General features: G+C 53.1%; 20 protein-coding genes and 1 tRNA gene. 11 read left to right on the top strand and 10 right to left on the bottom strand.

Annotation, left to right across the window (positions count from 1 at the left end):
• Positions 1-38 precede the first annotated feature (38 nt).
• From G461_RS0110710 to G461_RS0110725, 4 genes are all read right to left on the bottom strand, one after another.
• The gene (locus G461_RS0110710) at positions 39-671 is read right to left on the bottom strand and encodes a glutathione S-transferase family protein (RefSeq protein ID WP_026971840.1); all 633 of its coding nucleotides are present in this window, start codon (positions 669-671) and stop codon (positions 39-41) included.
• 136 nt (positions 672-807) lie between these two features.
• On the bottom strand, positions 808-1,689 hold the full coding sequence (locus G461_RS0110715; RefSeq protein WP_026971841.1) for a hypothetical protein: 882 nt from the start codon (positions 1,687-1,689) through the stop codon (positions 808-810).
• A gap of 430 nt (positions 1,690-2,119) precedes the next feature.
• Positions 2,120-3,430, bottom strand: coding sequence for a peptidoglycan DD-metalloendopeptidase family protein (locus tag G461_RS23965; protein ID WP_051333506.1), 1,311 nt, complete (start codon positions 3,428-3,430; stop codon positions 2,120-2,122).
• Positions 3,431-3,830: 400 nt separating this feature from the next.
• Positions 3,831-5,213, bottom strand: coding sequence for an L-serine ammonia-lyase (locus tag G461_RS0110725; RefSeq protein WP_026971842.1), 1,383 nt, complete (start codon positions 5,211-5,213; stop codon positions 3,831-3,833).
• 293 nt (positions 5,214-5,506) lie between these two features.
• On the opposite strand from G461_RS0110725, the gene G461_RS0110730 reads away from it, so the two are divergent.
• Positions 5,507-5,582, top strand: a tRNA-Phe gene (locus G461_RS0110730).
• 84 nt (positions 5,583-5,666) lie between these two features.
• The gene (locus G461_RS0110735) at positions 5,667-6,281 is read left to right on the top strand and encodes a LysE family translocator (protein ID WP_026971843.1); all 615 of its coding nucleotides are present in this window, start codon (positions 5,667-5,669) and stop codon (positions 6,279-6,281) included.
• A gap of 116 nt (positions 6,282-6,397) precedes the next feature.
• Here the strand turns inward: G461_RS0110735 and G461_RS26510 are convergent, their stop codons facing one another.
• A complete protein-coding gene (locus tag G461_RS26510; RefSeq protein ID WP_281172007.1) occupies positions 6,398-6,526 on the bottom strand; it encodes a hypothetical protein in 129 nt (42 codons plus the stop codon).
• A gap of 464 nt (positions 6,527-6,990) precedes the next feature.
• Between G461_RS26510 and bfr (G461_RS0110745) the strand changes: the two genes are divergently transcribed.
• From bfr (G461_RS0110745) to G461_RS23970, 4 genes are all read left to right on the top strand, one after another.
• The gene (bfr, locus tag G461_RS0110745; protein WP_026971844.1) at positions 6,991-7,464 is read left to right on the top strand and encodes a bacterioferritin; all 474 of its coding nucleotides are present in this window, start codon (positions 6,991-6,993) and stop codon (positions 7,462-7,464) included.
• A 2-nt stretch (positions 7,465-7,466) separates the two neighbouring features.
• Entirely contained in the window at positions 7,467-7,934 is a 468-nt protein-coding gene (gene bfr / locus G461_RS0110750; protein ID WP_026971845.1) for a bacterioferritin, read from the top strand.
• A 121-nt stretch (positions 7,935-8,055) separates the two neighbouring features.
• Positions 8,056-8,649, top strand: a complete 594-nt coding sequence (locus G461_RS0110755; protein ID WP_026971846.1) for a hypothetical protein — start codon at positions 8,056-8,058, stop codon at positions 8,647-8,649.
• A gap of 15 nt (positions 8,650-8,664) precedes the next feature.
• Positions 8,665-9,273 (top strand): uracil-DNA glycosylase family protein, encoded by a 609-nt coding sequence (locus G461_RS23970; protein WP_245587170.1) that lies wholly within the window; start codon positions 8,665-8,667, stop codon positions 9,271-9,273.
• On the opposite strand, the gene G461_RS0110765 is transcribed toward G461_RS23970, so the two are convergent.
• Both G461_RS0110765 and G461_RS0110770 read right to left on the bottom strand, forming a co-directional pair.
• Positions 9,268-9,561, bottom strand: coding sequence for a 4a-hydroxytetrahydrobiopterin dehydratase (locus tag G461_RS0110765; protein ID WP_026971847.1), 294 nt, complete (start codon positions 9,559-9,561; stop codon positions 9,268-9,270). The genes G461_RS23970 and G461_RS0110765 overlap by 6 nt on opposite strands.
• Positions 9,562-9,639: 78 nt before the next feature.
• On the bottom strand, positions 9,640-10,440 hold the full coding sequence (locus G461_RS0110770; RefSeq protein WP_084429147.1) for a hypothetical protein: 801 nt from the start codon (positions 10,438-10,440) through the stop codon (positions 9,640-9,642).
• A 365-nt stretch (positions 10,441-10,805) separates the two neighbouring features.
• On the opposite strand from G461_RS0110770, the gene G461_RS0110775 reads away from it, so the two are divergent.
• Positions 10,806-13,010 carry a malate synthase G gene (locus G461_RS0110775; protein WP_051333505.1) on the top strand — a complete coding sequence of 735 codons (2,205 nt, stop codon included), beginning with the start codon at positions 10,806-10,808 and terminating at the stop codon, positions 13,008-13,010.
• 78 nt (positions 13,011-13,088) lie between these two features.
• On the top strand, positions 13,089-13,445 hold the full coding sequence (locus G461_RS0110780) for a hypothetical protein (RefSeq protein WP_026971850.1): 357 nt from the start codon (positions 13,089-13,091) through the stop codon (positions 13,443-13,445).
• A gap of 6 nt (positions 13,446-13,451) precedes the next feature.
• Here the strand turns inward: G461_RS0110780 and G461_RS0110785 are convergent, their stop codons facing one another.
• On the bottom strand, positions 13,452-14,243 hold the full coding sequence (locus G461_RS0110785; protein WP_026971851.1) for a heme ABC transporter ATP-binding protein: 792 nt from the start codon (positions 14,241-14,243) through the stop codon (positions 13,452-13,454).
• A gap of 4 nt (positions 14,244-14,247) precedes the next feature.
• Positions 14,248-15,267, bottom strand: coding sequence for a FecCD family ABC transporter permease (locus tag G461_RS0110790; RefSeq protein WP_035480064.1), 1,020 nt, complete (start codon positions 15,265-15,267; stop codon positions 14,248-14,250).
• A 491-nt stretch (positions 15,268-15,758) separates the two neighbouring features.
• On the opposite strand from G461_RS0110790, the gene G461_RS0110795 reads away from it, so the two are divergent.
• Entirely contained in the window at positions 15,759-16,220 is a 462-nt protein-coding gene (locus G461_RS0110795) for a Fur family transcriptional regulator (RefSeq protein ID WP_026971853.1), read from the top strand.
• Between the two features lie 26 nt (positions 16,221-16,246).
• Here the strand turns inward: G461_RS0110795 and G461_RS0110800 are convergent, their stop codons facing one another.
• Entirely contained in the window at positions 16,247-16,717 is a 471-nt protein-coding gene (locus G461_RS0110800) for a cupin domain-containing protein (RefSeq protein WP_026971854.1), read from the bottom strand.
• Between the two features lie 148 nt (positions 16,718-16,865).
• Between G461_RS0110800 and G461_RS0110805 the strand changes: the two genes are divergently transcribed.
• Both G461_RS0110805 and tnpA read left to right on the top strand, forming a co-directional pair.
• Positions 16,866-18,563, top strand: a complete 1,698-nt coding sequence (locus G461_RS0110805) for a mechanosensitive ion channel family protein (protein WP_035480037.1) — start codon at positions 16,866-16,868, stop codon at positions 18,561-18,563.
• Between the two features lie 166 nt (positions 18,564-18,729).
• On the top strand, positions 18,730-18,946 hold a 217-nt coding region (tnpA, locus tag G461_RS25875), incomplete at its 3' end, for an IS200/IS605 family transposase (protein WP_157360275.1).

The raw sequence follows: 18,946 nt of genomic DNA on the forward strand, positions 1-18,946 counted from the left end.
GGCATTATTCCAGTCTATGCCGCTGGCTGCGCCTGTGCTCAGAGTTTGCTGAGCGCCTTGCCTTGCATCTCTTTTTCCAAGCCTCGGTGCAGGGCTTGGCGGCGACTCATCGCCTTGCGATAGGCCATCAACCCCTCTGGCAACGTTTGCTGGAAGCTGACCGCCCAGTTCAGGGTATGGGCCAACAAGATGTCGGCGACGCTAAGGTGGTCGCCGAGCAAGAACTTGCTGTTGGGTAACCAGTTCTCGGCAATCTGGCAGGCTTTGGCAAACTCCCATTCGGCGCAGCCTTGCATCTCGGGAATGCGGTGCTTCTCTGGCAGGCCAAAGCGGTGCTTACCCATGCTCCAAAGCGGCTGTTCTAGCTCGCAGATAGTAAAGCTCACCCAGCGATGGTGCAGGGCTGCGGCGCTACTGCCGGGCTCGGGTAGCAGGTGAGGGCCGTACTTCTCAGCCAAGTAGTAGCAGATGGCGGCAGATTCGGTCATCACCATATCGCCGTCAGATAGAGCCGGCACCTTACCGCAGGGGTTGATGCTCAGATACGCTTCGCCACGGTGTTCACCGGCAGCTAAGTCGACATAGTGGTAGCTCCAATCAATGCCAAGTTCTTCTAACAGCCATGAGACACGCAGTGAACGCGTTCGCGGGGTACCGTAAAGGGTGATCATAAGGCTTCCTTACTCGTAGGCGTTGCTAGGGATTAGGCTTTAACAGGGTATCAGTTTATCAGCGATGCAGCTGTTTCTAGGCAAAAAAAAGCCCGGAATAATCCGGGCTTTTGCTTAGGAGGTTCAAACTTGTGTATTAGCGCTGACGGCGGCGGTAGCCCAGCATAAGTAGCATGCTACCGAATAGCGCCATGCTCAGTGGTTCACTGACTGAGCTGGTCATCTGTGGGTCACGCGCCCAGGTGTTGATGTACAGCGTTAGTGGCTTCTTGTCGCCCTTCTTCCAGAAGTCTTTGGTGTTGAAGCTTCCGCTTAGCTCGTAAGCCGTGAAGAAGTTCAGCTCGTCGTTGTCTTCATTTGCGAAGATGTCTGCGAAGTTAAAGTCGTAGATGGCAGACTGGCCAAGGAAGCCGCCACTAACGTTGATTGAAAACGCTAAGTGGTCAAAGGTGGCTGCACCCAGTAGCTCTTGAACCTCGGCGACGATGTCAGGATCGGTTGTGAGTGTCCACGTGCCTTTAGTACATTTTCGGTTGCGACAATCAAAGCTGATATCTAACAGGTCGTCGATGTTCAGCTCCAGGTCTCCATCAGGGTATGGGCCTGAGGTGTTGTAGAACGTTTCACTATTGCCAAAGCCAGGCAGAACAGTGGTAGCCAGATGAATCCAACCTGGATCGGTCGCTTCACCATCGCCATCGATGTCTTGCAGTTGGTCTTCAGTGATGAACTCCATCCCATCGAAGAATGGGCTTTCTCCATTTAGCAAGCCATCACCGGCTTGTCCCAAGTTGGGGTTTGGGTCATTGTTGCCAAGGAACGCGTCGACAGCTGGAATAACGCCAATACAGTTACTGGCATTATAAGAGTCGCCCAGTAGGTTTTCGCTAGAGCCAACAACCGTTACGGACTCCAGTGTGAAGCGCTTTTCTTGGCACGCTTTTAAATGTGTAGCTGAACTACTGCCTGAAAACGCCAAAAGCAACAACAGGCTGAAAATACTAACAACTGACTTCATACTTCCTCATCAAAACCAAGTAGGTTATTTCTGAAAAGCTTATAAGCAAGTTGTGATCCAATTATGAGCCGCATAGGTATTACAGGGGTTTAGCTTAGAAAAAATCTTGGCAGGAGTGACTGTTGTAAAAAATTTTGACAGGGAGAATATATAAAAACTGTTACCGAGTCTGGAGGATTACTCTGTAGCCTTACCAAATCCCATAACTTACGCTTGATATTCAGTGGTCCAATCAGTGTGTTGTGGAGTCCGCGATAGTCAAATCGCTATGCAGAGGTGTCTCGCTTGTTTCTGGCAGTTTTTCTAGATGTAAAAAATGCTGACATTTGGGTGATTTAAAGGGCTCGCGAAGCTGTCAATGTGCCCGTATATAAACAAAAACCCCGACATAAAGCCGGGGTCCGAGGGTAGTGCTTAGTCAAGTGTAACGCTATGAGCGGGTAGCGCCCTCGCCAGATGCGGCGGCGAGAATGGCCTGCTCGAACACGTTGTTGCGCTGCTCTACCAACTGAGCAAACTCACTGCGTTGTGCTTGGTCGAGCGATGATGCCATCGGAATATTGGCGCGCATGGCATTGACCGGGCGACCATTGATATGCAGCTCGTAGTGCAAATGCGGTCCGGTAGAGCGGCCGGTATTTCCCGATTGTGCAATGACATCGCCGCGAGCAACCCGTTGCCCTTTACGCACATTAAAGCTGTTGAGGTGCAGGTAGCGGGTGCGGTATTGGCCGCCGTGCTGAATCACAATGTATTTACCGGCATAAGGGTGGTTCTCAATGCGAGTGACCACGCCATCGCCAGCAGCGAGAACCGGTGTGCCGATGGGCACGGCAAAGTCGGTGCCATTGTGTGGCGAAATACGACCTGTAACCGGGTGCTTGCGGCGCGGGTTAAAGCCAGAGCTAATACGCGGTGCGCTTTGATTTAGCGGAATGCGCATAAACGCCCGTGCTAGGCTGTCGCCGTTGCTGTCGTAATAGTTGCCATCACTGAACAGATAGGCGTTGAGCTCTTTGCTGCGATTAAAGATCCGCACTGCTTCGATGTTACTGTTGCCGGTCTTTTGCTGGTCGATGCTTTGCACTGAACGCAGCACCTCGAAGCGGTCGCCAGCACGCAGTTCGCGGGCAAAGTTGATCTTGTCTTCAAACAAGCGGTTGATCTGGTCGAGCTCGGCGGCGGTCAGGCCGGCGCGCTGCCCGGAAACATACAGGCTGCCATGGATCTCGCCATGAACTGTCTCGGTTTCCCATTGGCCGTCGTGGATAAGACGCTCGACTTCGAATACGTCCTCTTCGACCCGCGAGTAGATGACCTGCTCGGCAATATTAAAGGCGATCTCGAGGCGTTCTAGTTGGCCGTCGGCATCCAGCCAAAACTTAAGCTCGTGGCCTGGCTGAAGGGTGTCCAGAGCCAGTACATCCATATCCGCTTCAAGGATCTGGTACATCAGCTGCTGGTTAACATTGAACTCAGAGAATACCGCACTCAGGGTATCGCCGGTTTGGATTTGATACTGGTAGTTGGGTGGGATCTGGGGAACGCTTTCGTCGTTGAACTCAGGCAGATTGACGCTGGTTTCAAGCGTAGGAAGCTCGAGCATTTGGCGCTGGTGGCCGATAACGGTACTGCCGGGCCACATTGCGCTGGCCAGCATCACCACTGAGCTGGCCAAGATAATCTGTCGATGGCGTTGCGGAAGCTGTCGCCATACTCGTGTTAGTACTGCATTACGCATGGTGTTACCTATACAAAACGCCGAGGGCATTTTGTTTGCTATCTGTTTATGGTTTGGCTTGATAGCGCAAGTGGCAGTCGTCAGTAACGAGCAGACAATATTGAGGCGGGCAAAGCAAACGCTAGCGCAGAGCAGCTCAAATTCATTACTTAGACCATGAACCGAACACACTTGCGGCTAGTCATTATGCAATGAGCCCGACTACATATTCGAGAAGCGAGCTCATCTGAAATTCAGCGCTATAATAGCGATTTCTTGGCGATTGGTGAAGTAGTAATCAGCTGCAGACATGCGTCACGTCAAAATTTTCTATTGCAGAAACTCATGAGTGCAGCGTTAGAGTTCTTAGATTCAGTGAATTCGATATTTTATGTGAGTAAGTCTTCACCGCCGGGCTAAGCTAGGCAAGCCCGCACTTAGCCGTGTAGGTGGTGTCTACCACCTTAATCGCCAAGCCGCCTTGGGAGGTTTCGCGGTACTTCACATGCATATCTTTGCCGGTGGCGTACATGGTGTCGATAACCCGGTCGAGGGACACCCGCGGCTCACTGGTGCTACGCAGCGCCATGCGGGTGGCGTTAATCGCTTTCACCGAGGCAATGGCATTGCGCTCGATACAGGGCACTTGCACCTGGCCGGCGACTGGGTCGCAGGTAAGCCCCAGGTTATGTTCCATGGCAATCTCAGCTGCTTGGCATACCTGCGCCGGGCTACCGCCCAACAGCTCGGCCAAGCCCGCTGCTGCCATTGAACAGGCCACGCCGACCTCACCCTGACAACCAACTTCGGCGCCGGACACCGAGGCGTTGGTTTTGTACAAGAAGCCAATCGCGCCTGCGCTGAGTAAGAAGCGGGCTACGGCATCGCCATCCAGTGGTTCAACGAACTTGTCGTAGTAGGCCATTACCGCAGGGATGATGCCGGCTGCACCGTTAGTGGGTGCGGTGACAACACGCCCGCCGGCGGCGTTTTCTTCGCTTACCGCCAAGGCGAACATGTTAACCCAGTCGATCACATCCATCGGGTCTTTACTAAAGGCGCTGCGGCTGCGTAGCTGTCGATACAGAGCGGCTGCCCGGCGAGGTACCCGCAACGGTCCGGCTAACACGCCTTCGGTGTGAGTGCCGCGCTGAATACCTTCAGACATGGTATTCCAAAGCGCATCCGCGCCTTTGGTGAGCCGCTGGGCATCGCCAATGCTCAGTTCATTGCAGCGCATCAGTGCTGAAATTGATAAGCCCTGCTCTTTACAGAGGCTAAGCAACTGGTCGGCGCTGGCAAAGGCAAACGGCACCTGGTGCTGATGCTGCGAGTCTTCGGTTAACTCGTGTTCTTCGGCAATAAAGCCACCGCCGGTGGAGTAGTAGGTGCGACTGACAATGCGCTCACCCTGTGCGCAGGCATGGATGCGCATGGCGTTTTCATGCAGCGGCAAAGCCTGAGTATGGAAGTGGATGCTATCGCTGCTAAAGCTCACTGGCTTGTCTGCTACCAGAAGTGTTTTGCTTTGGTTGAGGGCGGCAATGAAGCTAGGGATCCCATCGATGTCGACAGTGGCCGGTTCGCTGCCTGCCAAGCCCATGATAATGGCGATATCGGTATGGTGGCCCTTACCGGTGAGTGAGAGAGAGCCAAACACCTCTACTTCTAAGCTATCGACCTGCTGGAACTCGGGCAGTGCAACCAATTGCTCGATAAAGCGTTTGGCAGCCACCATTGGACCCACGGTGTGGGAGCTGGAAGGGCCAACCCCAATTTTGAAGATGTCGAAGATACTCAGCATGGTAAATCTCAGAAGAAAGCGAATGGTTCCTAAATGAACGCGCTTCAGCACTCCCTACTGATGCGACAAGACTTGAGCATGACTCAAGAATTAGCCGCGCAAGTGTAACTGAAGAGAGTGGTTTGCGGGAGTGGCTGGACAGCAGAATTTGAACGGATTTTCGCGATAAAAAGCGCTTTAGTTGGCATTTTTAACGAAAACAATTGAGAGTCGTGCAAAAAAGCAGCGCTTAAACGATTTTGTAAAAAAAGCGGTTGACTTAAAACGGTGGGAAGCGTTTAATACCCGCCGTCGCCCGGATAGCTCAGTCGGTAGAGCAGAGGATTGAAAATCCTCGTGTCGGTGGTTCGATTCCGCCTCCGGGCACCACCATTCTAAAAAGCCTCGCAGATTGCGAGGCTTTTTTCGTTTATAATCATGGGCTTTTTAGTTGAGCCTTACAGGATGTAGCTCATGGACTTTAGCCACTGGTTATCCCTTGTCACTATTTGCTTGCTGGGCGCCATGTCGCCCGGGCCGAGTTTGGCGATGGTGTTACGCCATAGCCTTGCTGGTGGTCGCCGCTACGGTTTTGCGGTGGCTTGGGCCCATGCCTGCGGGATAGGTTTTTATGCTTGGCTGACTTTGACTGGCTTGGCCGCGCTATTGGCCCAATCACCGCGTTTGTTCGCTGTTATTAGCTATGCCGGCGCGGCCTATTTGGCGTATTTGGGCATCAAGGCCTTACGCTCCCGAGGTGGTATTGACCAACAATTGAAATCAGGAGATAGCATGCCGGTTTCCCGGGCAATGCGCGACGGCCTGATGATCTCCTTACTAAGCCCCAAGATTGCCCTGTTCTTTATCGCGCTGTTTAGTCAGTTTATTGCTCTGGACAACAGTGCAATGAGCCGCAGCGTGTTGGTGGTAACGCCGCTACTGGTAGATGGCTTGTGGTATAGCCTGGTTACGCTGCTTATCTCTAGCCCCCTGTTGCTGCAGCGCTTGCGCCTGCAAGCGAAGACCATCGACCGCCTGTCGGGTGTGGTGCTGATTGCCCTTGCCGCGAGAGTGGTATGGGGTGTGTAGAACGATACGCAAGAGGTGGCGCTTGGGGGTAAGCGTCTGCCACCCCGCTCTGGTTTATCAGAGCGGGGTCCATCAGAACGGGGTTAATCCCAACAGGTTACTCGGATCGGCTCTGCCTACTTAATGGTACTCAAGTAGAAACGCGCTAACCAATCGGTGGAGGTGCGGATCAGATACAGCGCAATTAACAGCGCTAAGATCAGCAAAAACCCTTTAAACAAGGTTTGAAGTACGGATACAAACATCGCCAGACTCCTTAGTTTTAACAGGTACAACCAGCTGAGCAGTTCCATCTTGGCGCGCCTCGCCATTATTACTATTGACTCCAATCATAACAGCGACCTTTTCCGTTAATTCGTTACTCAGATTGTGAGTTGATTCATAGTTTGCTTCAGCATATTTCGCTCTAACTCCGGCTTTCAGATCAGCTTCTCTGTCTGACGCGTAACGCACTGCCAGAAAGCTTGCGTTTTCTCCGACTAAATCACTCAGGCTTTCTATACTAACTAGGGCCTGTTTATCTTTCTAATTCGACTTTTGTTCAGTTTAAACAGCGTTTCTAGGCCAACCATCCAGCGTCAAAGCCTGTTTATGTAGATGGCTACACTGCACAGACTTTTCCTTAACTGGTTGGCCTAGAACTCGCTGCAAAAGTGAACTAGAAAGACAAACAGGCCCTCGGAGAGACCAAAAAAATAAAGGGAAAACCATGAAGTCAGACACACGCATAGTGGCAGCGCTGAACAAAGTGCTGACCACAGAGCTGACCTCGATAAACCAGTATTTTTTGCATGCGCGCATGTATCGAAACTGGGGGCTTGAGGAGCTCAACGAACATAGCTACAAGAAATCCATCTTGGATATGAAGCAGGCCGATAAGCTGATTGAGCGGATCCTGTTTTTAGAAGGCCTACCTAACCTGCAAGCGCTTGGTTCACTGCGCATCGGCGAGAACACCGAGGAGATGCTCGAATGCGATATGCAGTTCGAGTTAGAGCAGTTGCCAATCTTGCGCGATACCATCGCGCTGTGTGAGCAAGAGCGCGACTTTGTTAGCCGCGATCTACTGGTCGAGCTGCTGGAGAAAGAAGAAGAGCATATCGACTGGATTGAAGCCCAGCAGTATCAAATCGACAAGATGGGCATCCAAAACTACTTGGCAGCACAGGTTGAGGGAGACTAGTTATGCAAGGTGATACACAAGTCATCGATGCCCTGAACCGGCTGTTGATGAACGAACTGACTGCGATGGATCAGTATTTTATTCACTCGCGCATGTACGAAGATTGGGGCTTTAACAAGCTCTATGAACGGATTGACCATGAGTTCGACGATGAAAAGCAGCACGCCTCGATGCTGATTCAGCGCATTCTGTTTTTGGAAGGCACTCCCGATCTCAGTAAGCGCGAGCCGCTGCGCGTTGGTAAAGACGTGCCCAGCATGTTGGAGAACGACCTTAAAGTAGAGTACGAGGTTGATCAACTGCTTAAAGAGACCATGGCCCTGTGCGAGAGCAAGAGCGATTTTGTTACCCGTCAGATGTTGCAAACCCTGATCGATGAAACCGAAATGGACCATGCCTATTGGCTGGAGCAGCAGCTAGGCTTAATCGATAAGATGGGGCTGGAGAACTATCTGCAAACGCAGATATAGCCAGCACCAAGCGAGCCGTTTAAAGTGGTGGCCTATAGGGTCGCCACTTTTTGTTTCCGCCGTTTCTGGGAATGGATTTGTCGTGTTGAACGGCCTGCACCGCGTATAAGGAGAGAAAATTATGCATAAGGGTGTTACTAGCGCATTGGTCGCGTTGCTGGTGTTTGTCGTTACGCCGCTGGCTATCGCTGATGCTGATCAGCCGCCTCTCATTAGCAAAGCCGCCACCGAGCAGTGGTTACAGGCCTCTCGGCAAATTGCCGACGCAGAGCTGATGCCAACGGATCTGGACTGGCCACTCACTTTAGACCGGCAGGAACTGATGGATGCCGCCGAGCAGTTGCTCAGCGAAGCTGGGGTATGGCAAGACCTGCAGGATATGCTGGCGCAACATAATATGACCTTTGGCGAATGGCTGGCCTACAGCTTTCGTTTGGGCGTAGCCGGCGTCGCTGATGCAATGCAAGAGCAGCTGCCAACACTGATCGAGCAGGTGCAGTCGGTATTAGATATGCTGCGCTCAGGCATGCTGGAGCTGCCCGATCAGGACTTGGTCAAGCAGATGGAGATGTCGGTGTTGTTGATGGAGCAAGCCGAGCAGGTAAGCGAGCAGGAGTTGGCAGTATATCGCGAGTTTAAGCCACGGTTTGAGGCCTTAATCAGTGAGTATCCGGCGTGGGCTGAGCTGCTCGACGCCGCGCCGGATGAGCTGTAACTCAGGTTAGTCGGTGTGAAGTCAACTGAGATTCCTGTCGAAAGCTTAGATAGCTATCTGAAGCGCTTGCGCGGCTGCAGGCTGTGCCATGAGCAGCTAGAGCCGCGGCCGGTGGTGCAGGCTTCAAGCAGTGCTCGGCTGTTAATCGTTGGTCAGGCCCCTGGCAGGCGGGTGCACGAAACGGGCATCCCCTGGAACGACCCAAGTGGAGATACCCTGCGTCAGTGGCTTGATATCGATAAAGAACGTTTCTACAACGATGGTGAGATAGCTATCGTTCCCTCTGCGTTTTGCTTTCCCGGCAGCGCCAAAAGCGGCGATCTACCGCCACCAAAACGCTGTGCGCCACAGTGGCATCCGGGGCTACTCGAGCGGATGCCAAACATCACACTCACCCTACTTATCGGCCAGTATGCACAGGCGTACTATCTCGGTAAGCGCCGTAAGAAGACCCTCACCGAGACGGTTCAACACTTTCGCGAGTATGCAGCAGAGGGGCTGTGGGTGCTGCCTCATCCGTCGCCGCGCAATCGGCTGTGGCTGAGGCGTAATCCATGGTTCGAGAAGCAGGTGCTGCCCGAGTTGCGGGAAGCGGTTCACAACACGCTTGCAAGCGAGCTATAGCTCCAGCTTTTCAATATCCATGGCCAGCGAGATATCTTTAATGGTGACACCGCCGTGGGAGTGGCTAGTGAGCTCGATCATGACCCGGTTGTAACTGTTGCTCCAATCCGGGTGGTGGTCGTGTTCTTCGGCCAAGATAGCTACCTCGGCCATAAAGGCAAAGGCTTGGCGAAAATCGCTAAAGCGAAACTCCTTGCTCAGCTTGTTATCGGCATAGGCCCATAGTTCTAGCTCACTCAGCAACTCACTCAGCTCTGCTTGTTCTAATACCCGAATCTCGTCGTTCATGGACTCGCTCCTCGTTAGTGATAACGCCAGTTAGCTTGAGTACTTGCTATAGGTGAGAAGTGATCACTCAAATGCTCGTCAAGAGGCCGCTCGCCGCTCGAGAATGCGATTCATTCCTCTTACTATCAACGGTAGCAGATATATGGGTAGCTGCAGCGCACCCATGTAGATGAGGTATTCCACCCCTAAGAACGCGCCGGTAATGCTGTAGGTGAGCAGCACATTGCGATTGGTGGCGGTAATGGCGGCGGTCATCGCCAGTGCCTTGCCACCGCGACGGTAGAGCCAGTAGCTCGCGGTGAAGATAGTCAGACACACCCAGCTGGCGACTAACAAATAGTGCCCGGCATCTTGCGGTGACTGGTCAAAGGTCTGGCGAAATGCACCCATCAGCCCGAGCGGGAAAAAAAACACCAGCAACATGGTGATCGGCTGCAATTTAGTCAGCGCCTTAGTGAGTAGCTGCTGGGAGACAAAGCGCTGACTAAGCAAGCTAATCAGCATTGGCAACACGATAAATATCACTAGCCTTTGCAGGTACAGGCCCATGTCCAGCTGTAGGCTGGCTTCGCCCTGGCGCACATCGAACAAGGCAGCATTAACTAGCAGAACCGCTGGCATGGTCAAGGTCGAGGCGATGGTCATCGCCATGCAGCGCTGGGCATCGAAGCCAAGCGAGCGCACGATGGCTGGGCTAGCGAATAGAGAGCCAGTGGCGCAGGCAGCAGCAATCGCCAAATAGATGCTCGGCTCAACACCGAACAGCCATACGCTGCTTAGCGCCAAAATAGTGCAACCCAGGCTGTGCCAAAGGGCATAGTTCCAGGTTTGCCAGCGGGCCAAATCACGCACTAAAGTGTTGAGTTTTAGGCTAAGCACCACGCAAACCATTAGGAAAAACAGTACAGCGGGTAAAGCGGGCAGTAAGCTATTGGAAAAATTAGGAAATAAAAATCCGATGAGCACGCAAGTTGCTAATAATTGGGCTGAATAACGAGAGATGAATTGCAACAACGCGAGACTCCTTGGCTTTGTGGCGCAAAACTATCCTATCATGATGGGGCATCAGAATTTTAGTTTTCAAACGCGTGTTTGAAATTGGCCCGGGCTCAGTTATAGTCTTTGTACGAACTTTCGCCAACCGCTGACCAAGTTTTCAATTGGCTGCGTAACTGAGTGTCTGGCCAAGATGAGGCTTGATAGCTTCGCTGAGACGAAGCGATAACAATACAGAGGAAGATGGAATGACTTCGCCTACGACCACCCAAACTGGATATTCACCCCTTGGTTCCTACCAGATATCCACCGAGCTCTATGAGTTTGTGAACAACGACGTGCTACCCGGCAGCGGTTTGGACAAAGAGGTATTCTGGCCTCAGGTGCTGCAGTTTATTAGTGATTTTGCCCCAGAAAACCGGGCTCTCCTCAGTGAGCGTGAGCAGCTGCAAAGCCGCATCGATGACTGGCACAAAGCGCACCCCGGCGCCTTTGATTCAAGCGCCTACAAGAAATTCCTCCATGATATTGGCTATCTGGTGTCACCGCCTGATCAGGTGGAGCTGGCCACCGTTGGCGTTGACCCCGAGCTGGCGACCTTAGCAGGCCCACAATTGGTGGTGCCGGTGATGAATGCCCGCTATGCGCTGAATGCCGCCAATGCTCGTTGGGGCAGCCTGTACGACGCGCTTTATGGCACCGATGTGATTGACCAGAGCGATGAGCTGGCTCCCGGTAGCAGCTACAACCCACAACGTGGCCAAGCGGTGATCGCCTATGGCCGCGAGCTACTCGACGAGTTCTGCCCGCTGACTCACGGTTCCCACGCTGAGGCCGAGTCTTACCAGATCCATCACCAAGGGCTGTTGGTGCACTTGATTGATGGCTCCAACACCACGCTTATCAACGCCGAGCAGCTCAAAGGCTACCAAGGCGACGCAGAAAAACCGAAAGCCATCTTGCTGCAGCACAACGGCCTGCACATCGAGCTGCAGTTTGATGACAGCCACCCGATTGGTCGCGATGACCGCGCCGGTATGAAAGACATCGTACTGGAGTCGGCCCTGACCTCTATTATGGACTGTGAAGACTCCATCGCCGCGGTGGATGCCAGCGACAAAGTGGCGGTGTACCGTAACTGGTTGGGCTTGATGAAGGGCACGCTCAGCGAGCAGGTGAGCAAGGGTGGCACCCTGTTTACCCGCAAGTTAAACGATAACCGCCATTATGTGTCGCCGAAGGGGCAGGGCTTTAGCTTAAGTGGCCGTGCGCTGATGTTTGTCAGAAACGTTGGCCACCTGATGAGCAGCGATCTTATCTTGGACGCACAAGGTAACGAGGTGCCAGAAGGGCTGCTGGACGCGGTATTCACCAGCCTGATAGCTAAACACGACTTAGTCGGCAACAGCCCGTTCCGCAACTCCCATCAAGGCTCTATCTACATTGTGAAGCCGAAGATGCATGGCCCGGAAGAGGTGCGTTTTAGCAACCGCTTGTTCAGTGCGGTGGAAGCGATTCTGGCGCTGCCGGACAACACCATCAAACTCGGGATTATGGATGAGGAGCGCCGTACCAGCGTGAACCTCAAGGCCTGTATCGATGCCGCGAAGCAGCGGGTAGTGTTTATCAACACCGGCTTCTTGGACCGTACCGGCGATGAGATCCACACTAGTATGCAAGCCGGGCCGATGGTGCCCAAGGGCGATATCAAAAATAGTACCTGGATTAAGGCCTATGAGCTGAGTAACGTCGAAGTGGGTCTCGACTGTGGGCTGCATAGCAGAGCACAGATCGGCAAAGGGATGTGGGCGATGCCCGATCGTATGGCGGAGATGATGACTGCCAAAGTCACTCACCCGCAAAGTGGCGCGAATACCGCTTGGGTACCGTCGCCTACCGCTGCCACCTTGCATGCCATCCACTACCACAAAGTCAAGGTATCGAGCATTCAAAAGGCGATGCTGGCCAATCTTGGAGAGCAAAGCTCCGCCCGCTTGAGCGACCTGCTGCAACCGCCTTTGGCGGCACAGACCGACTGGAGCGAACAACAGTTGATTGCCGAGCTGGACAATAACATTCAGGGCATCCTCGGCTACGTGGTGCGCTGGGTGGAGCAAGGCGTAGGCTGCTCCAAGGTACCGGATATTAACGGTGTGGGGCTGATGGAAGACCGCGCCACGCTGCGGATCTCCAGCCAGCATATTGCCAATTGGTTGTTGCACGGGGTGGTCAGCGTGCAGCTGGTCAAGCAACGTTTCGCTGAGATTGCCAAGCTGGTGGATCAGCAGAACCAAGGCGACCCAAGCTATCGCAGCATGGCCGATAAGCTTGAGCAGAGCCACGCCTACCAAGCAGCCTTGGATCTAGTGTTTAAAGGCTGCGAGCAGCCCTCCGGCTATACCGAGCCTTTGCTGCATGCCTGGCGCCGACGCTATAAGCAAGACATCGCTTAAGAACTAAAGCTAAAAACTCCCGAAAGGGAGTTTTTTGTTGGTACCATAATGGCACCAACAACACTAGACGGACTTCCCATGTTTGACTCTCAGCTTCAGCGTATTCAAGGCAATCAATTCTGGCTAAGGCCCTTAGGCTTGTTGCTTGGGGCTGTGGGCTTGGTGTTGATGTCGGTGAGTTTGTTGCGTTTTAGCGCATCGAGCGACGCGCAGCTGCTGAGTGGTTTGTTGGCCTTGTTATGGGGCGCCATGCTCTATCTGCTATGCAGCTACTCGGCGCAACAGCCACATCTTCCTGCTAAGGCGTCGTGGTTCTCACGTATCAAGTTCAAGCTTAAGCGTTTGGTGTTCAATACCATGGGGCTGATAGTGCTGTTGATTGCCTTGGCCAGTGTGTTGCTTAGCCTGCGCTTAGCCAGGCTGTTTTTGCTTTAGCCTTAGTTAAAGGACGATCGGCTGCTGACTGTCGCTGTGTTCAATAATGGTGGCGGGGTAGTCGAAGGCCTTGGCAATGTTCTCTTTGCTCAGCACTTGCTTAGCGTTGCCATCGGCAATCACCTTGGGTGGCGCTAGCAGCACCAGTCGCTGACAATAACGGGCCGCCAAGTTCAAATCGTGTACCACGCTCACCACACAACCGCCCTCGCTGGCAATTCGGTTGGCATCTTCCATCAGCATCTGACGATGGCTTAAATCTAAGGAGCTGGTGGCCTCATCCAATAGCAAAATGCGCTTTGATTCGGGCACGCTGGCCAGCTGAGCGGTGACGCGCGCGTAGTGAACCCGCTGCTGCTCGCCGCCAGATAGCTGGGGATAGCTGCGCTCGCGTAGCTGCCACATATCGACCACTTGCAAACGCTCGCGGATCAGTTGGCGTTGTTGCTTCAGCGACAAGGTTGAGTGCAGCAGTCCCAAGCCAACCACTTCGCTAACGCTAAAGTGGAAGTTAAGCTGTGAGCGCTGAGGCAAAATGGCCATATGGCGGCTTAGCTCGGGGAGCGACCAATCCTGCTGGGCACGACCATGGATGGCTACCGACCCTGATTTAGCCTGCAGCTCGCCGCCAATCAGACGAATCAACGAGCTCTTACCTGCACCGTTCGGGCCGAGTAGCGCGCAATGCTGCCCCGCATGAAACTGCAGCTGGCAGGCTTCGACAATGGTCTTACCGGCCATTGTCAGCTCAATCTGGTCCAGTGAGATAGCTGCGTTAGTTAGGGTGTCACGTTGCATAGGGCTAGCTCAGATGTTGGCGCTGACGTAGCAGCAAGTACAGGAAGAAGGGGGCACCGATCAAGGCGGTGACCACACCAATCGGCAGTTGGGCGGGGGCGACGATACTGCGGGCAATTAAGTCGGCAAACAACAGCAAGCAAGCGCCGCCCAAGGCGCTTAGTGGCAATAAGCGTTGGTGACCAGGCCCCAACATCAACCTCAAGATATGTGGCACCACCAAGCCGACGAAGCCGATAAGCCCGGTGATGGCAACGGCAATCGCCACCGCAAACGCACAACACAAAATAAGCTGGCGCTTCAACGCTTGTACATCAACCCCGCTGTAACGTGCTTCGGCCTCGCCAAGCAACAGCACATCTAAGGTGCGGCGATGTTTGTAGCTAAGGGCGGCGATGACTGCGCAAGCCCCCCATGCCAGCTGCACCTGCCCCCAACTGTGGCGCGACAAGGTCCCCATTTGCCATAGGCTAAGTTGGCGCAAGGTCTGGTCATCGCTGAGGTAACTGAGCAGGCTAATCAAGGCGCCGCTAATCGCGCTGATGGCGATACCCGCCAGCAGTAGCATCACCACCGAAGTGCCGGTGTCGCTGCGGGTGGCGAGGCGATAAACCAATAGGGTGGCGCTGATCCCACCGACAAAGGCCATCAGCGGTACACCAAGGGTTTCTAGCCAAGGCCAGGCAGGGAGTAGGCTCAACCCGGCCATAGCCAGCGCGGCACCGGCTGCACTGCCACCGGAGATCCCAATGATTGCCGGATCGGCCAAGGGATTGCGAAACAAGCCCTGCATTAGCGCGCCAGCTAAGGCCAGTAAGGCCCCGATGGCGATGGTAAGCAGCATGCGTGGCAGGCGCAGTTGCCAGATAATCATTGAGGCAGCCGCTTGCTCGCCGGTTATTGCCTGCCAGAGCATCTGCCAGTTGTGGGTCACAGGTCCGCTTGCCAAAGACACTAGGCTAAGTAGCGCAGTGAGGCCCAAGGCAAAACACAGAGGCAATAAAAGGGATGAACGAGTGTGCAGCAAGCGTTGCGTCCTTGGCGTTGATCGCAGGTAACTAAAGGCAAGGATAATAACAGGTGTGGTCAGGTCTTTGAAATCAGCAGCTTAATCGAATTCATTTGTAGATTTGATGGCATCCTTAAAATCTAAATAAAAATGATTTGCATTTGCGTTGGTTTGGGTTAAGCTTAAGTCATTGCTTCGGGACGCGTGTTTGCCCAGGGCAATGGACTGTCCCACTAGGCTGCTGCCAAGGACGACAGTACTCTCTCCACACTCAGCACAGCTGAATTTATGACTTATTTGTCATCCAGTACGCCCTTGATTCAAGGGCGTTTTTTTTGCCTTGGCTTCCTATAAATATAGTTAGCGCTCATCTCATTCAACGCGAAGATAACAATGCAGCAGTCGCTGCTATGTTGTAACATCACTGAAAACCCGCTCCGAACTGCGCGAACAGACTTTGTGAACGCCACATCAAGGAGCGGCCAGCATCAGCACTAGGGGGCGTTATGAGTCAAACAGCGGGAATTCTTGAGCAAGCGGAGCAGCACTGTCGCGAACGCGGCTCGCGGATGACAGAAAAGCGCAAGCGGGTACTGTCCGGACTGGTTGACTCTGATAAGGCACTATCGGCCTACGAGCTAATCGATTACTGCAAAGAGCAATTTGGCGAAAACATCCCGGCAATGTCCATCTATCGTATCTTGGCCTTTCTCGAAGAAGAGGGATTGGTGCACAAGCTCAACCTCGCCAATAAATATGTCGCTTGCGCCCATATTTGCTGCGATCACTCCCATGGTGTGCCGCAGTTTCTGATCTGTGGCGGCTGCAGTAAAGTCAAAGAGATTACCGTCAATCCAGCGATGATTAGCGAGCTGAAAAAGAGCGCTGAGCAAGCCGGATTTACCATGATGAGCCAGCAGTTAGAGATGGACTGCCTGTGTGATGAATGCATGGGTAGCGCCGCCTAGGCTCAGCCTTCAGGTAAGCAGTCTTACTATTTTTTCAACGTGTCGACATCGGCGATGTCGACCAAGTCCCAGCCTTGTCCGTGGTTACGATAAAGCCGTTTGTTTAGCTTGGGGTAATCCGCTACATCGTGCGCCAAGCGCTCGCCTACCACGATACACTTCAGTGTTTCTGTACCCGTGTTCGTCATGGTATGGGCCAAGCCTCCGGCTTTATAGCCGATAAAATCGCCCTGTGAAACCGTCACGATGTCCTCGCCGATCTCAACCTCCGCCTCGCCTTGCAGAATGTAAACGCACTCATCTTCAAACTGGTGAACATGGTATTCGGTGGACGCTTTGCCCGGCGCAATTTCAATGATGTGAAAACCAAAGCCGCGGATGCCGCAGAGATCGCCTAAGGATTTATTTATACGTACCGCATTGGGATTAAGAAAATGAGTCTTTTGCTCACCGTCCATCCCCGCTATCTCATCGCGTCGAATAATGTACTTGTCCATAGTCTTCCTTGGTGTGTGAAACCGCGAGTGTCTGGCACTGCTTTCTCTGTGCATTGCTATATTCAAGTTAGCGTCTTTATTGGCGTTTTTCCCAAGAATGGATTGATAAGCCCCCTGTGTGGGCTACGTAATTGTTAAGGAAGACAGAATGTTACGACGGTTGTTGATGCTGCGCACGGTGTTGTTTGTATTGCTGATGGGGTATTTCGCAAGCCCAGTACTCGCCAGTCAAGAAGGCTCTGCGCCAAGCAATGCAGGCTCGGCGGAGTCAGCGGCGGGTCAAGGGATTGAACGTATCAGCGTTGAGATGACTGAGCTTATCCAAAGCGCCCAGCAAGCTTCCGGTGATGAACGCGAAGCGCTGCAGCTACGTTTGTTCCAGAAAAACCTTGAGCTCCGTGAGCAGCTAGCCCGCGCCATCGAGCAGCGCTCGGTGGCAGCAGCGCGACTGATTGAGCTGCTGAACGAGCAGGTAAGTTATGCCAAAGGCTCAATCAGCTATCTCGATGAGAAGATCAAGGCGGTCAATAGCGACATCAACCAAGCCAAGGATGAAGATAAGCTGGCGCTGGTTAATAACCTCCGAGAGCTTCAGCAGTATCTGTACAGCGCCTACCAATGGAGCTGGCAGAACCTGGAATGGAGTAAACAGCTCGGTGTGCCCGATGAAGCTCGAGAACAAGCGTTTCGCGAGAGTGTCGAGCAGCGCATGAGTCTACTGTCGGCCTCCATCGAGTACCTCAACCAGCAAAGTAACATTATCGGCTCGCAGGTCTCCTCCAGCCCCGAGTCTGAGAAAGCCGCGTTGCAGCTCAGTCAGCTGATCCTTAAACAGCGGCTGACCATCGCCACCGACCGCTTGCGAACATTGGTGGCGCTGGCCGATAAGGTGGGGCTTGAGACCTCCGAGTACAAGCGGCAGATCTTCGAAGTCACTGGCAGCATCACCTATGACTTGCTCAACAGTAAAGTAGCCTTTGCCATTATCAGCAACTGGTCGTCCTCGGTGCTAGATTGGCTTGCTGAGAACGCGCCGCAACATATCTTCCAGCTATTGGTGTTTGTCTTAATCCTGTTTGTTGCCAGGGCCTTTGCCAAGCTGACGCGTAAGATGGTGGGTAAAGCCGTCTCCTCGAAAAACCTCAAGCTCTCCCAGTTGATGCAGGACTTCTTTATCTCGATGTCCGGCAAGGCAGTGTGGGTGATTGGGATTATGGTGGGGCTGTCGCAAATTGGCTTGAATCTTACCCCGATTCTGACCGGCTTTGGTATCGCCGGGGTCATCATCGGTTTCGCGCTGCAGGACACCCTCTCCAACTTTGCTGCAGGGATGATGCTGCTGATCTATCGGCCCTTCGATGTAGGAGACTTCGTCTATGCCGGAGGTGTCGATGGCAAGGTAAGCCATATGAGCCTGGTGAACACCACTATTCGTACCTTCGACAACCAGATCATCATCGTGCCCAATAGCAAGATTTGGGGGGATGTAATTAAGAACGTGACCCATGAGCGCATCCGCCGGGTGGATATGGTGTTTGGTATCGGCTATGGCGATGACTTGCTTAAAGCTGAAGCGGTGCTCAACGAGATTGTGGATGCCCATAAGTTGGTGCTGGCAACCCCCGAACCGAATATTAAAGTACATACCCTAAACACCTCGTCGGTGGACTTTATCGTGCGGCCGTGGGTAAAAACCGATGACTATTGGGATGTGTATTGGGATATCACTAAGGAAGTGAAGCTACGTTTTGACCGCGAAGGGATCTCGATTCCATTTCCCCAACAAGATGTGCACTTGCATATGGCTGAGGGGCAATTTGCACAGGCTAACAAGCCGCAAGACTAAGCGCGTCGATTGGGTACAAAAACGCCACCTCATTGGGTGGCGTTTTGTTTTTCGGCCCTAAACCACCTACTTCAGTAGGTGGTTATCATCCGGTGAGGCTTTGCCTGAAGACCCGCTCATGCTAAATGCGCCTTTGATTTTTAGCGAAGTCAAAAGGACAAATAACATGAGCAGATACAAGCAAGCATCACACGTATTTTGGCGGTGTCAATATCACATAGTTTGGACGCCCAAGTACCGATTTAGGATATTGAGAAATAATGTAGGGAAAGAAGTCTATCGGTGTATTCAAGTTTACTGTGCTCAGTTGGGATGTGAGGTCGTCGAGCTCAGCGTCCAAAGTGACCACGTACACTTGATTGTAAAGGTTCCGCCAAAGCTGA

The organism is Aliagarivorans marinus DSM 23064 (assembly GCF_000429485.1).
Lineage (GTDB): Bacteria > Pseudomonadota > Gammaproteobacteria > Enterobacterales > Celerinatantimonadaceae > Aliagarivorans > Aliagarivorans marinus.